Raw genomic sequence first — 12,735 nt, forward strand, 5'->3', positions numbered from 1 at the left:
GCAGGGCTGACGACACTCCAGGAACTCCGCTTCCATGCGGGCACTCGCGGCCTCCCCGCCGTCGCTCGGGGTGGATATCGGCGCGTGGGGGGGCGAAGTGAAGCGACGGGGGGCCGACGGGCCGCTCCGCGGACCTACCCGAGGCGGCGGAGCTCGTCCTCCAGGCGACGGGCCTCGTCGGGCGTCGGTTCGGCGACGGGCGCCTCACGCGCCCCGGGGCGTGCCCAGGTGCGGGCGATCACCGGGATCGCGGCGAGCCCGACGAGCACGGCGAGGGCCGGCACGAGCCACGCGATCAGGTCGAACCCCGATTTCGGCGGGGTCGCGAGCACCCCCTGGCCGAACTCGTCGACGAGGCCGTCGATGATCCGGTCCTTGTCCCAGCCGGCCTCGATGCGCTGGGCGATGTAGCGCTTCATGTCCTGCGCCACCGGCGCGCTCGACGTGTCGAGCGGCGTGTTGCAGGTCGGGCAGCGGACCTCGCGGGCGACCTCGTTGACCGTCAGCCCGAGCGCGGTCGCCGGCAGCGCCGCCAGGAGCACCAGCAGCACCAGGGCGACCCGGCGGATCACCGCGACTCCGCCAGGATCTGGTCGATGGCGGTCGTCAGCTGGTCGGGCTGCTGCACGACGCCCCGGATCTTGAGGCCGATCCGGCCCTCCGGGTCGATCACGAAGGTCTCCGGCAGGGCGGGGACCTGGAACGCGTTCTTGGCGTCGTCCTCGCCATCGCGCAGCGTCGGGTACGTGAGGCCGTTGCGGTCGACGAAGCCGAGGGCGCTCTCGCGGAGGTCCTGCACGTCGACGCCGAGCACCACCACCTCGCCGTCGCCGCGGTACCGGCGGGCGACCTCCTCGAGCACGGGCGCCTCGACCTCGCACGGCTCGCACCAGGAGGCCCAGAAGTTGAGCACGACGGTCTTGCCGCGCAGGGACGAGAGCGACACCTCGGAGTCGACGGGACCGATCCCGTCGGCGGCCACCAGCACGGGCAGGCTGATCTCGGGCGCCTCGGGCCGCTCGCCCGCGTCGAGGGCGTCCTGGATCGAGGTGCCGATCGCGTCCTTGTTGACGAGGCCCACCACCAGCAGGCCGATCACCCCGAGCACGACGATCGCGCCGACGACCGCGGCGATCGTGCGGCGCCGGTCCCATCCGCTCTCGGGGGGCGTCGTCGGGTCGGGAGGGGCGTCCACCCCCCCAGGGTAGCGTGGCGCGCGACGGCGGCCGGGGGCCGAACGCCCGTGATCGGCGTGGCCGATCGACGCGCGTCAGTCCTCCGGGGTGGCCTCGCCCTCGTCCCCGGTCCCGCGCTCCTTCTCACGCCGGCGGGCGATCGACTCCTCGACCCGGTTGATCACCCAGTCGGGGACGGGGCCGCTCATGTCCATGTCCGGCCACTCCTCGCGCTCGGTCGGCACGGGGGGCGGCGGGTCGCCGGGGTCCGGCTCCGGCTCGGGGGTGCGGCGGTCGGGGGACGCCGCGGGGCGCTCCTCCGCGACGACCTCGTCGTCGCGCACGACGACGATCCGCCAGGCGCTCGCGCCCTCGCCGTAGATCACCTCGAGGCGCTTGCGCTCGTGCGCGGCGGCCTCGCGGGCCTCGGCCTCGGAGCGGTGCTCGCCGATCACGCTGCGCTGGGAGGCGGCCTGTCCGGAGAGCCCCTCCACGACGACCTCGTATCGGCGGCGGCGGCGCACCGCACCATCTTCGCCCTTCCGGGGGCCGGCCCTGCCGACCCCGGGTCGATCGGCCTACCGGCCCCCGCCGAGGGCGACCGAGCCGGCCGGGTCGCCGCCGAGCTCGCGGTACAGCGTCGTCGTGTTGCGGAGCCAGTTGGAGTTCAGGTTCGTCGGGTCGTTCCCCACGCCGAGGGGCGCGTACCGGGCCTGGATCTGCGGCAGGGTGACGAGGCCGTCGTCGAGGTAGCCGGTGCGCAGGCCGCGGGCGACGGTGGCGATGTTCTCCTCCCAGCTCGCGAAGGTCCGGTGGGGACCCCAGCCGAAGGCGTTGTTGCGGGACCGGGCGCCGGGGTCGGAGCCGAGGGAGCTCTCGGCCCGCGCGATCGCGACGAGCGCGCGCGGGTCGATGCCGTTCGCGACGCCCTCGCGGACGAACACGTCGCCGAGCCCCACGAGCGGGGCGCCGGGGTTCTTGGAGGCCATCCACGCGTCGAGCTGGGCGCCTGTGACGGGCGAGGCCCCCGACGCGGACGCCGGGGTGCCGGCGACCGCCGGGGTCCCCATGGCGCCGTCGAGGGCGGCCGCGAAGGCGTTCTGCGTCGTGGTCGTTCCGGCCGCGCCACCGGTGGCCGTCGTCGTGGCGGTCGTGGCCGTGACCGTGGTGGCGGCCGCCGGGGCGAGGCCGCCGGTGATCTCGCGGATCCTCGCGAGGGTCGCCGTCAGTCCCGATGCCGCCTCGATGCTCATCGCCTGCGCATCGGTCCGCCCCGCCCTCACCTTGAGGGCGGGGCGCCCGGTCGTGCGACGACGCAGACGGCGGCGGCGCCGCCGAGGTCGCGGTGGAGCACCTCCTCGACGGTGAACCCGTGGACGGGGAGCACCCGCTCCGCCCGCGTCGCGAAGTCGCCCGCGGCCCGGGCGACGGGCGGGTGCATCACCAGGTGCAGGCGCCCGCCGGCCGCGACCGCCCGGCGGAGCACGGCGAGGCCGGGGTCCCCCGTCCCGCGGACCAGGTCGACGTGGACGGCCAGCACCCGGTCGAAGCGGCCCGCCGGCAGGTCGGCGTCCTCGAGCGCCGTCGTCAGCACCGTGACGCGGCCCTCCGCGATCGCGGCGGCGTTGCGCCGCGCCGTCGCCGCGGTCATCGTCGCCGACCGGTCGAGCGCCGTGACGGTCCCGGCCGTGACGAGCGCGGCGGCCAGGCCGACCGCCACCCCGTGGCCGCAGCCGACCTCCAGGAGGTGGTGACCGGGGCGCAACCCGAGCGTGCCGACCGCCCACTCCAGGCGCGGCGACGCCCTCCCCATCGCTACCCGAGCAGCTCCCGCACGGCGCGCACGGGGTCGTCGGCCCGCATGAGGGCCTCCCCCACCAGGATCGCATCGACGCCGGCGCGCTCGAGGCGCTCGACGTCGTCGTGGCGGGTGATCCCCGACTCGGCGACGACGACGGTGCCGGCGGGCACGTCGGCCAGCAGGCGGAAGGTGGTGTCGAGGTCGACCTCGAGGCTGTGGAGGTCGCGGTTGTTGATGCCGAGCACCTCGGCGCCGGCGTCGACGGCGGCCTCGACCTCGTCCTCGTCGTGCACCTCGACGAGGCTGTCCATGCCGAGGTCGGAGGCGACGGCCATCAGCTCCTGCAGGCGCTCCCGCTCGAGCGCCGCGACGATCAGCAGCACCGCGTCGGCGCCCGCGGCCCGCGCCTCGAGCAGCTGGTACTCGTCGACCACGAAGTCCTTGCGCAGCAGCGGCAGGTCGCACGCGCCGCGGGCGGCGACGAGGTCGTCGAGGCTGCCCCCGAAGAACTCCGGCTCGGTCAGCACCGACACCGCGCGCGCCCCGGCCTCCTGGTAGGCGCGGACGACGTCGGCGACGGTGGCGTCGGGGCGGATGGGGCCGCGTGACGGGCTCGCGCGCTTCATCTCGGCGATGAGGGAGATCCCCTCGGAGATGAGGGCCTCCGAGAAGGGGCGCCCGCGGCGGGCGGGGCCGAGGCGGGTGCGCAGCTCGTCGGCCGGCAGCTCCCGCTTGCGGGCCTCCACGCCGGCGCGGGTGCGCTCGACGACGGTCTCGAGGAAGGTCGGCATCCCCGAAACCCTACGCGGCCGCGCCGAGGCGGCGGGTGACGGCGACGAAGGCGTCGAGGCGCTCCCGTGCCGCGCCCTCGTCGATGCTCGCCTCGGCGAGCGGGAGGGCGGCGTCGAGCGACGCGGCGCGGCCCGCGAGCCAGATGGCGGCGGCGGCGTTCAGCACGACGACGTCGCGGGGGGCGCCGGCGGCCCCGTCGAGCACGGAGCGCAGCACCTCGGCGTTGTGGGCCGGGTCGCCGCCGGCGATGTCGCCGTCGGAGGGCGGCGCCACGCCGAGCGCGGCCGGGTCGATGACGCCGGTGCGCACGCCGTCGGCGTCCATCTCGACGGTGTCGCTGACGGCACCCGAGGAGACCTCGTCCATGCCGTCGCGGCCGCAGACGAGGAGGGCCCGCTCGCAGCCGAGCATCTCGAGGGCGCGGCCCATGCGGTCGAGGTAGGCGGCGTCGCTGACCCCGATGAGCTGGCGCGGGGCGCCCGCCGGGTTGGTGAGGGGGCCGAGCAGGTTGAAGATCGTCCGGACCGCGAGGGCGCGGCGGACGGGGACGATGTGGCGGAACGCCGGGTGGTGGGCGGGCGCGAACATGAAGCCGAGGCCGGTCTCCTCCAGGCAGCGCGACACGCCGTCGGGGTCGAGGTCGATGCGGGCGCCGAGCGCCTCCAGCACGTCGGCGCTGCCGCACTTGGACGTGGCCGACCGGTTCCCGTGCTTGGCGACCGCCACACCGGCGCCGGCGACGACGAACGTCGACGTCGTCGAGATGTTGAACGTCGGGCGGCCGCCGCCGGTGCCGCACGTGTCGATGAACGGCCCGGGGGGCGGCGCGACGGGCTCGGCGTGGGCGCGGACCGTCGCGGCGAGCCCGGCCAGCTCGTCGGCGGTCTCCCCCTTCGCCCGCAGCGCGATGAGCAGGCCCGCGGTCTGGGCGTCGCCGGCCTCGCCGGACATGACGGCCTCGAGCGCCTGGGACGCGCCCTCGCGACCGAGGTCCTCACGGGCCAGCAGGCGGTCGATCGCCTGGGAGATCACCTCGCTGGGCACGGCGGGATGGTACTCAGACGGCCAGGGAGAGGAAGTTCGACAGCAGGGGCCGGCCGGCCCCGGTGAGGATCGACTCGGGGTGGAACTGCACGCCCTCGACGGGCAGCTCGCGGTGGCGGAGTCCCATGACGACGTCGCCGTCGCACCGGGCGGTGACGACGAGGTCGGGCGCGTCGGCCGGTTCGACGACGAGCGAGTGGTACCGCGTCGCGACCATCGGGTTCTCCAGGCCGGCGAACACGGAGGCGCCGTCGTGGTGGATCTCGCTCGTCTTGCCGTGGACGGGCTCGCGTCCCCGCACGACCCGGCCGCCGAAGGCCTGGCCGATCGCCTGGTGGCCGAGGCAGACGCCGAGGATCGGCATGCGCCCCGCCAGCTCGCGGATCGCGGCGACGGAGATGCCGGCCTCGTCGGGGGTCTTCGGCCCGGGCGACACGACGAGGTGCGTCGGCGCGAGCGCGGCGATCCCCGCGACGTCGATGGCGTCGTGGCGGTGCACGAGCACCTCGGCGCCGAGCTCGCCCAGGTACTGGACGAGGTTGTACGTGAAGCTGTCGTAGTTGTCGATCAGGACGACCCGGGGTGCCGTGGCGGTCATCGGCGCCCTACCAGTCCGACTGGGCCGCGGCGACCTCGATGGCGCGGAAGAGCGCGGCCGCCTTGTTCTGGGTCTCCTCGTACTCGGTCGCGGGGACCGAGTCGGCCACGATGCCCGCCCCCGCCTGCACGTGGGCGACGCCGTCGCGGCAGACGATGGTGCGGATCGTGATGCACGTGTCGAGGCCGCCGTCCCACCCGAGCCAGCCGACGGCGCCGCCGTAGGGGCCGCGCTTGGTGGGCTCCAGCTCGTCGATGATCTCCATCGCCCGCACCTTCGGGGCGCCCGACAGGGTGCCGGCCGGGAAGGTCGCGCGGAGGGCGTCGGACGCGCGGCGGCCCTCGGCGAGGCGCCCGACGACGGAGCTCTCGATGTGCATGACGTGGCTGTAGCGGCGGACGTCCATGAGGTCGGTGACGCGGACGGTGCCGATCTCCGACACCCGGCCGAGGTCGTTGCGCCCGAGGTCCACGAGCATCACGTGCTCGGCCCGCTCCTTGGGGTCGGCGAGCAGCTCGGTGCCGAGCCGGTCGTCCTCCTCCTCGGTGGCGCCGCGGGGGCGGCTGCCGGCGATCGGGTGCATCTCGACGTGGTCGCCCTCGACCTTGACGAGCAGCTCCGGCGACGACCCGACGAGCGTCACCTCGCCCGTCTCGAGGAAGTACATGTAGGGCGACGGGTTGACGGTGCGCAAGCCGCGGTAGACCGCGAACGGGTCGAGGGTCATCGGCGCGGAGAACCGCTGCGACGGGACCACCTGGAAGGCGTCGCCGGCGTAGATGTACTCGCGGGCGCGCTCCACCGCCGCCTCGAACTCCTCACGGGCCATGTTGCTCGTGACGGGACCGAGCGTGGGCTCCTCGTCGCGGTCGGCCGGGCGCGGGACGGGACCCGAGAGGCGGCCCTTGAGGTCGGCGAGCGTCGCCACGGTCCGCCAGTAGTCGCCGTCGACGTCGCCGCCCGGGTCGATGCGGCACGGGACGACGATCGTCAGGGAGCGCCGCAGGTGGTCGAAGACCACGACGGGGCCGGTGACGAGCGCGATCAGGTCGGGGATCCCCCGGTCGTCGGGCGGGGTGCCCGGCAGGTTCTCGACGGTGCGCACGAGGTCGTAGCCGAAGAAGCCGACGGCGCCCCCCGAGAACGCGAGCGGCTCGTGCGGTGGGGCCATGCCGATGCCGCGCACCACGTCCTCGACCGCGCCGAACGGGTCGGAGGCGTCCAGCGGGCGCGTCCCGCCGCCCTCGTCGGTGACCTCCAGGGCGCCGTCGGCGCCGCGGATGACGGCCTGGGGGCGCACGCCGATCATCGAGTGGCGCCCGAGCTTGCCGTGCTCGACCGACTCCAGGAGGAACGCCGGGCCGCCGTCGCGCAGCTTCAGGAAGGCGCTGACGGGGGTCTCGCAGTCGGCGATGTAGGTGTGGGTGAGCGTCACCTGGCCGTGCACGCCCACCATGGCGCGGACCTGCTCGATGCCGGGGGTCACCTCGAGCTGCGCCCCGCGGCGGGGCGGCACCTCGAGCCGCAGGCGGGTCACGCCGGCGCCCGCCGGGAGGCGAGCTCGGCGGCCACCTCCTCCAGGCTCACGCCCGCCGCGGTCCAGAGCACGGCGAGGTGGTAGAGCAGGTCGGCGCTCTCGTAGACGACCTGCCCGTGCTCGCGGCCCTTGGCGGCGATGACGACCTCGGTCGCCTCCTCCCCCACCTTCTTGCAGACGGTGTCGATGCCCTTGGCGAGCAGGCGCGCCGTGTACGACGAGTCGGGGTCGGCGTCGGCCGCGCGGGCGGTGACGGTGCGCGTCAGGTCGGTGAGCGCGGCGTACGGTTCGGGCGCGTCCTCGGTGAGGGGCCGGTGGAAGCACGTCGCGGCGCCGGTGTGGCAGGCCACCCCGGTCTGGTCGACCGTCACGAGCACGGCGTCGCCGTCGCAGTCGAGGGACACCGAGCGCACCTTCTGCGTGTTGCCGCTGGTGGCGCCCTTGTGCCACAGCTCCTGGCGGGACCGGCTCCAGAACCACGTCTCGCGCCGCGCGATCGTCATCTCGAGGGACTCGCGGTTCATCCACGCGAGGGTGAGCACGCGCCCGTCGGTGGCGTCCTGCACGATCGCCGGGATCAGCCCGTCGGGGCCGAACCGGACGTCGTCGGGCAGCGCCCCGCCGCTCACGCGGCGTCCCCGTTGAGGGCCGCCAGCTCCGCCATCACCGCGAGCGCCTGGGAGGTGCCGACGCGCGCCGCGCCGGCGCCGATCATCGCCTGCACCGCCTCGAGGGTGTCCACCCCTCCGCAGGCGTTGACGCCGACCCGCTCGGGCAGCGCGTCGCGGAGGAGCTCCACGTCGTGGACCGTCGCCCGGGTGGTGACGCCGGTGCACGTCTTGGCGAAGTCGGCGCCGACGTCGTCGACGATCTTGCAGGCCAGCCTCTTGACCTTGTCGTTCATGACCGGCGCCTCGATGATGACCTTCACGAGGACGTCGCCGCGCGCGTCGTTCGCCGCGCGCCCGCGCACCGCCCGCACGACCCGCATCAGGTCGTCGCGGACGCCCGTGAAGTCACCTCGGAGCATGGCCTGGTAGTTCATGACCACGTCGATCTCGTCGGCACCCTCGGCCACCGCCCGGTCGGCCTGCTGCGCCCGCTCCAGCGGCGTCGAGTCCCCCGCGGGGAAGTCGATGACGGCGCACGACTTGACGTCGCAGCCCTTCAGCAGCTCCGCCATGCGCGGGACGAACCGCGGGTGGGTGCACAGGGCGGCGAAGTGGTGCTCCCGCGCCGCGGCGCAGAACCGCTCCAGATCCTCCTCCGTCATGTCCGGCTCCACGACGGTGAGATCGAGCGTCTTGGTGAGGTCCTCGGCCCGCATCAGGAGCGTGCGGGACGTGGCGGTTCGATCATCCGGCCGAGTATAGCGACGGGTCCGGGCGGGGCCGTCCGTGCCTGAGCTCCCGGAGCTGCAGGCGCTCGCCGAGGGCCTCACCGCCGCCCTCGCGGGACGGCTCATCACCGACGCGCGGGTGCACCAGCACCACACGCTGAAGACCGCGGTGCCGCCGATCGGGGACCTCGCCGGCCGCCGCATCGCGCGGATCTGGCGCCGCGGGAAGATCCTCGGCGTGGAGGCGGAGGGCGACCGGACGCTCGTGATCCACCTGATGCAGGCCGGGCGGCTCGGCGTCGCGGCGGCCCCGGCGGGGCGGCCGGGGCGCACCGCGGCGATCGACCTCGGGATCGGCGAGGGGGAGGTGCTGCGCCTGCGCGAGCTGTCGACGACGCGGCGGGCGTCGGCCCACCTGCTCGACGCGGCGGGGCTCGCGGAGCACCGCCCGCTGACGCGGCTCGGCCCCGAGCCGATCGGCCTCGACGCCGCCGGCTGGCGCGACGCGCTCACCAGCGGCCGGGGCGCCGTGCTGCACACCGCCCTGCGCGACGGGCGGCGCGTGGCGGGCATCGGCCGCGCCTACGCCAGCGACATCATGTGGGCGGCGCGCCTCGCCCCCTTCGCCCGGGTCGCCTCGCTCGACGACGACGCCTACGCGCGCCTCGCGCGGGCGGCCGACGCCGTGCTCGTCCAGGCACTCGACCGGGCCCGCGAGCGCATCACGACAGACCTGCCGAACCGCGAGCAGCGCGTCACCGCGGTCCACCGCCACCACGGCGAGCCGTGCCTGCGGTGCGGCACGCGCCTGGAGCACGTCGCGTTCCGCGAGTACGACCTCGTCTACTGCCCGGCGTGCCAGACCGGCGGCACGGTGTACCGCGACCGCAGGATGAGCCGCTTCCTGGACTGAGCGTGGGACGGCGCGCCGCCGGGTACTCCGCGGCCCATGTCCGATGACGAGATGGATGTCGACCAGGTCCTGACGCTGCTGAACGCGGCGTTGCGACTCCAGCAACGATCCGCGCTGCAGCTGTCGCTCGCGGCGGGCGGGCTGACCGGCCTCGCCGGCCAGGCCCTCGCGCCGCGCCTCGCGGCCTCCGCCGCCGAGGAGCTCGGCGACGCGCGGCGGCTCGTGGAGAAGATCGTCGCCCTCGGCGGCGACCCCACCGACGAGGTGGCGCCGCTCGCCTGGCACGAGGACGCCCTCGACATGGTCGGCGCGCTCGTCCGCCAGGAGGAGGAGGCCGTCGCCGCGCTCCACGCCGTGATCCCCCCGACGGGCCAGGAGCCGCGGTCCGAGGCGCTCGAGCACCTGGTGGAGCACCTCATCATGCGCAAGCAGGGGCAGGTGGACATGCTCCTGCGGGTGCTGCGCGGGGCGGGCGGCCCCGCCTGAGGCGCGGGGGCGGCGCGCCGCGCCGCCCCCGCCCCGGCCCTACGCGTACTCGCGCAGGTAGCGCTCGAAGGTGCGCAGGTGCGACTCCTCGTCGCGGAGGATCTCGATCACCATGTCCTGCGTCGCCCAGTCGACGCCGTCGCAGGCCTCGATGATCCGCAGGTAGTGCTCGATGGCGCCCTTCTCGGCCTGGATGACGCCCTCGATCACGGGGACCACGTCGGCCCCGTCCTCGAGCGGCTGCAGGTACGTCTGCTCCGGGGCGAATCCGGCCGAGCCGGGCGGCGTGCCGTACAGCTCCTTGATGCGCGCGGCGAAGCGGCGGGCGTGCCCGAGCTCCTCCTCCACGTCCTCGGAGAGCGCCTCGGCGATCTCGTCGGCCCGGATGCCGTCGAGGTTCTCGGAGTTCGCCAGGTAGCTCATGACGGTCTCCATCTCCATCCAGTACGCGCGCCGCAGCAGCTCGAGGATCTCCTCGCGCTTGGCGGACTGGGCGTCGGACAGGATGCCCGTGGCGACCCTGCTCTGGGTCCTCATCGTCCCGTTCCTCCCGTTCGCTTCCCGATCCGGGCACGGTAGCAAATCACTTAGAACAACGTGCGAGTAAGGGATGCCTATCGCTTGCGCTATAGTCCGGCGCATGGCGACCACGCGCATCGACGACGGGCTGCACACGGCCCTCCGCGCGCGCGGCCAGCGCGTCACGCCCCAGCGGCTCGTGATCGCCGCCGCCGTCCGCGAGCTGGACCACCACGCGACGGCCGAGCAGATCCACACCGCCGTCGCCGCACGTCTGCCCGGCGTCTCGCTGCCGACGGTCTACGCGACGCTCGAGCTGCTGGAGGAGATGGGCCTGGTGCGCCGCGTCGCCACCGAGAGCGGCACCGCCGTCTACGACCCCCGCACCGACGAGCACCACCACCTCGTGTGCCGCGGGTGCGGCGCCATCGCCGACGTGGACGGGGCCGTCGACCACGGCGCCCTCCTGCGCGCCGCGCGTGGCGCGGGCTTCGCGCCCGACGCGGCGCAGGTCGTCATCCGCGGCCTCTGCGCGTCGTGCGCGGCCGCGGCCCCCTCCGCCGCCTGACCCGCGTCGCGGCCTAGGCCGCGAGCAACTCGTGGACGAAGCGGACGGTCAGGGCGCCGTCCCCGACCGCGCCCGCGACGCGGTTCGACGCGCCGGCGCGCACGTCGCCGGCCGCGAAGACGCCGGGACGGACGGTCTCGAGCAGGTGCGGGGGGCGCTCCTCGAGCGGCCAGTGCAGGCGCCCGTCGCAGGCGGCGGCGCCCGGCCCGCAGAGGAGGTAGCCGGCCGCGTCCATGCGCAGGATGCCGCTGGCCGCCTCGGTGCACGGCTCGGCGCCGATCATCACGAAGACCGCCGCCACCGGGACGCGCTCCTCGGCGCCGCTCGCGCCGTCGCGGAGCGTCACGGCCTCGACGCGGCGGGCGCCGTGCACGCCCGCGACCTCGGTGCGGGTCATCACCTCGATGCGCGGGTTGCGCTCGACGCGGTCCACGAGGTAGCGCGACATCGTCTGGGAGAGGCCGGCGCCGCGCACCGCGACCCGCACGCTGCGCGCATGCCGGGCGAGGTGCATCGCGGCCTGTCCGGCGGAGTTGCCGCCGCCGACGACCACGACGTCCCGGTCGCGGTAGCGCTCGGCGTCCGCCGGCATCGCCGCGTGGTAGAGCCCCGCCCCCCGGTAGCGCGCGACGTCGGGGAGGTCGAGCTCCCGCCACCGCGCCCCCGTCGCCATGACGAGCGCGCGCGCCAGCACGTACTGCCCGTCGTCGAGGTCGACGCGCACGAGGCCCTCGGGGCCGTCGGCCAGCTCGACGGCGCGGTGGAAGCTCGACAGGACGGCGTCGAACCGGCGTGCCTGCAGGGTGGCGGCGCGCGTCAGCTCGGCGCCGGAGACGCCGCTCGGGAAGCCGAGGTAGTTCTCGATGCGGCTGCTCGTGCCGGCCTGCCCGCCGGGCGCCCACGCCTCGGCGACGAGCGTCCGCAGCCCCTCGGATCCGCCGTAGACGGCGGCCGCGAGCCCCGCCGGGCCGGCGCCGAGGACCACGAGGTCGAACCGCTGGCCGTCCACGTCGGCGCGCAGCCCCAGCTCGCGGGCGACCTGCGCCGCCGACGGGTTGCGCAGGATGCGGTCGCTGCGGATGAGGACGGGCGTCTCGGCGGGGGGGATCCCGAGCCAGTCGAGGATCTTCACCGCCTGCGGGTCCTCGTCGACGTCGTGGAACCGCACGGGGAGCAGGTTCCGCTCGAGGAGGTCGCGCACCTCGAACGCCCGTCGCGACCCGCGGTCGGCGATGAGGCGCAGCACCCCGTGGCCGGCGCCCTCGTGCCAGGCGCGCCGCGCGAGCAGGGTCCCGAGCACCAGCTCGCCCATCTCGGGCTTCGCCGCGAGCATCTCGCGCAGGCCGGTGCGGGCGAACGCGATCGCCTCGGTCGGCTCGGACGCGACGGCGGACACGATGGCCGGCTCGCCCGTGAACGTGGCGATGTCGCCGATGAACACGCCGCCGTCGGCCTCGGCGATCAGGACCTCCTTGCCCGGGTGCCGGTCGATGAACTCGACACGGCCGGACGCGATCACGAAGAACGGCGCGTCGCGCTGGCCCTGGGCGTACAGCACCTCGCCGGGCGCGAACGTCCGGCGCTCCCCGTGCTCCGCGAACCACGCGACCTTCTCGTCCGTCAGCCGCGGGTACAGGACCGGGTCCCCGAGGTCGGGGAACGGCTCTGCCCGGATCCGCGGCGTCATGGGCGCAAAGCTAGCGCAGGCGCCCCGCCGGCCGTCGTGTCAGTCCTTGTCGCCCTCGGGCTCGGCGCCGGCGACGACGATCCCGGCGTGCCAGCGGGCGAAGCGCCCCTCGGGGGTCTCCATCCACTCCCGCAGGTCGCGCTCGAAGCGCCCCCACACGCGGGCGCGGGCGCCGTAGGCGGGGAAGACCTCGATCTCGCTCGTCCGCATGTCACGCATGAGGGTGACCTTACACGACGCCGTAGGGGCGATGGACGGGCCGGGTGTCACGGGTGC

General features: G+C 75.1%; 17 protein-coding genes. 3 read left to right on the forward strand and 14 right to left on the reverse strand.

The features are described 5' to 3' along the window. Positions 1–134: 134 nt before the first annotated feature. The 11 genes from IU369_RS11150 to deoC form a co-directional block, all read right to left on the reverse strand. Positions 135–572 carry a cytochrome c-type biogenesis protein gene (locus IU369_RS11150; RefSeq protein WP_217921057.1) on the reverse strand — a complete coding sequence of 146 codons (438 nt, stop codon included), beginning with the start codon at positions 570–572 and terminating at the stop codon, positions 135–137. Next, a complete protein-coding gene (locus IU369_RS11155; RefSeq protein ID WP_217921058.1) occupies positions 569–1,195 on the reverse strand; it encodes a TlpA family protein disulfide reductase in 627 nt (208 codons plus the stop codon). Before IU369_RS11155 ends, IU369_RS11150 begins: the two co-directional genes overlap by 4 nt. Before the next feature lie 75 nt (positions 1,196–1,270). Then, the gene (locus IU369_RS11160; RefSeq protein WP_217921059.1) at positions 1,271–1,699 is read right to left on the reverse strand and encodes a hypothetical protein; all 429 of its coding nucleotides are present in this window, start codon (positions 1,697–1,699) and stop codon (positions 1,271–1,273) included. 54 nt (positions 1,700–1,753) lie between these two features. After that, on the reverse strand, positions 1,754–2,428 hold the full coding sequence (locus IU369_RS11165) for a lysozyme family protein (RefSeq protein WP_217921060.1): 675 nt from the start codon (positions 2,426–2,428) through the stop codon (positions 1,754–1,756). A gap of 26 nt (positions 2,429–2,454) precedes the next feature. Beyond that, the gene (locus tag IU369_RS11170) at positions 2,455–2,988 is read right to left on the reverse strand and encodes an SAM-dependent methyltransferase (protein WP_217921061.1); all 534 of its coding nucleotides are present in this window, start codon (positions 2,986–2,988) and stop codon (positions 2,455–2,457) included. A gap of 2 nt (positions 2,989–2,990) precedes the next feature. Then, on the reverse strand, positions 2,991–3,767 hold the full coding sequence (gene trpC / locus IU369_RS11175) for an indole-3-glycerol phosphate synthase TrpC (RefSeq protein ID WP_217921062.1): 777 nt from the start codon (positions 3,765–3,767) through the stop codon (positions 2,991–2,993). A 10-nt stretch (positions 3,768–3,777) separates the two neighbouring features. Continuing rightward, on the reverse strand, positions 3,778–4,812 hold the full coding sequence (gene trpD / locus IU369_RS11180) for an anthranilate phosphoribosyltransferase (RefSeq protein WP_217921063.1): 1,035 nt from the start codon (positions 4,810–4,812) through the stop codon (positions 3,778–3,780). Positions 4,813–4,825: 13 nt separating this feature from the next. Then, on the reverse strand, positions 4,826–5,410 hold the full coding sequence (locus tag IU369_RS11185; protein ID WP_217921064.1) for an anthranilate synthase component II: 585 nt from the start codon (positions 5,408–5,410) through the stop codon (positions 4,826–4,828). 7 nt (positions 5,411–5,417) lie between these two features. Further along, on the reverse strand, positions 5,418–6,947 hold the full coding sequence (gene trpE, locus IU369_RS11190; RefSeq protein ID WP_217921065.1) for an anthranilate synthase component I: 1,530 nt from the start codon (positions 6,945–6,947) through the stop codon (positions 5,418–5,420). Next, on the reverse strand, positions 6,944–7,576 hold the full coding sequence (gene hisIE / locus IU369_RS11195; RefSeq protein WP_217921066.1) for a bifunctional phosphoribosyl-AMP cyclohydrolase/phosphoribosyl-ATP diphosphatase HisIE: 633 nt from the start codon (positions 7,574–7,576) through the stop codon (positions 6,944–6,946). The genes trpE and hisIE overlap by 4 nt, the downstream gene beginning before the upstream one ends. Continuing rightward, positions 7,573–8,274: a deoxyribose-phosphate aldolase gene (gene deoC / locus IU369_RS11200; RefSeq protein ID WP_217921067.1), complete on the reverse strand. Its 702-nt coding sequence runs from the start codon at positions 8,272–8,274 to the stop codon at positions 7,573–7,575. Before deoC ends, hisIE begins: the two co-directional genes overlap by 4 nt. 70 nt (positions 8,275–8,344) lie before the next feature. On the opposite strand from deoC, the gene IU369_RS11205 reads away from it, so the two are divergent. Beyond that, positions 8,345–9,199, forward strand: coding sequence for a DNA-formamidopyrimidine glycosylase family protein (locus IU369_RS11205; protein ID WP_217921068.1), 855 nt, complete (start codon positions 8,345–8,347; stop codon positions 9,197–9,199). 36 nt (positions 9,200–9,235) lie between these two features. Next, complete coding sequence (locus IU369_RS11210; RefSeq protein ID WP_217921069.1) at positions 9,236–9,685, forward strand: ferritin-like domain-containing protein; 450 nt, start codon at positions 9,236–9,238, stop codon at positions 9,683–9,685. Between the two features lie 39 nt (positions 9,686–9,724). On the opposite strand, the gene IU369_RS11215 is transcribed toward IU369_RS11210, so the two are convergent. Continuing rightward, positions 9,725–10,222 (reverse strand): ferritin-like domain-containing protein, encoded by a 498-nt coding sequence (locus IU369_RS11215; protein ID WP_217921070.1) that lies wholly within the window; start codon positions 10,220–10,222, stop codon positions 9,725–9,727. A gap of 103 nt (positions 10,223–10,325) precedes the next feature. Between IU369_RS11215 and IU369_RS11220 the strand changes: the two genes are divergently transcribed. Further along, complete coding sequence (locus IU369_RS11220; RefSeq protein WP_217921071.1) at positions 10,326–10,772, forward strand: Fur family transcriptional regulator; 447 nt, start codon at positions 10,326–10,328, stop codon at positions 10,770–10,772. A gap of 13 nt (positions 10,773–10,785) precedes the next feature. Here IU369_RS11220 and IU369_RS11225 read toward each other — a convergent pair whose 3' ends face one another. Beyond that, entirely contained in the window at positions 10,786–12,459 is a 1,674-nt protein-coding gene (locus tag IU369_RS11225; protein WP_217921072.1) for an FAD-dependent oxidoreductase, read from the reverse strand. A 39-nt stretch (positions 12,460–12,498) separates the two neighbouring features. Next, entirely contained in the window at positions 12,499–12,678 is a 180-nt protein-coding gene (locus IU369_RS11230; RefSeq protein WP_217921073.1) for a hypothetical protein, read from the reverse strand. Positions 12,679–12,735 lie beyond the last annotated feature (57 nt).

The organism is Miltoncostaea oceani, assembly GCF_018141545.1.
GTDB classification, from domain to species: domain Bacteria; phylum Actinomycetota; class Thermoleophilia; order Miltoncostaeales; family Miltoncostaeaceae; genus Miltoncostaea; species Miltoncostaea oceani.

Coding starts and splice junctions, on each gene's coding strand:
- IU369_RS11165 (WP_217921060.1), bottom strand. CDS start 2,428: ATGAGCATCGAGGCGGCATCGGGACTGACGGCGACCCTCGCGAGGATC.
- IU369_RS11170 (WP_217921061.1), bottom strand. CDS start 2,988: ATGGGGAGGGCGTCGCCGCGCCTGGAGTGGGCGGTCGGCACGCTCGGG.
- trpC (WP_217921062.1), bottom strand. CDS start 3,767: ATGCCGACCTTCCTCGAGACCGTCGTCGAGCGCACCCGCGCCGGCGTG.
- IU369_RS11185 (WP_217921064.1), bottom strand. CDS start 5,410: ATGACCGCCACGGCACCCCGGGTCGTCCTGATCGACAACTACGACAGC.
- deoC (WP_217921067.1), bottom strand. CDS start 8,274: ATGCGGGCCGAGGACCTCACCAAGACGCTCGATCTCACCGTCGTGGAG.
- IU369_RS11210 (WP_217921069.1), top strand. CDS start 9,236: ATGTCCGATGACGAGATGGATGTCGACCAGGTCCTGACGCTGCTGAAC.
- IU369_RS11215 (WP_217921070.1), bottom strand. CDS start 10,222: ATGAGGACCCAGAGCAGGGTCGCCACGGGCATCCTGTCCGACGCCCAG.
- IU369_RS11220 (WP_217921071.1), top strand. CDS start 10,326: ATGGCGACCACGCGCATCGACGACGGGCTGCACACGGCCCTCCGCGCG.
- IU369_RS11225 (WP_217921072.1), bottom strand. CDS start 12,459: ATGACGCCGCGGATCCGGGCAGAGCCGTTCCCCGACCTCGGGGACCCG.
- IU369_RS11230 (WP_217921073.1), bottom strand. CDS start 12,678: ATGCGTGACATGCGGACGAGCGAGATCGAGGTCTTCCCCGCCTACGGC.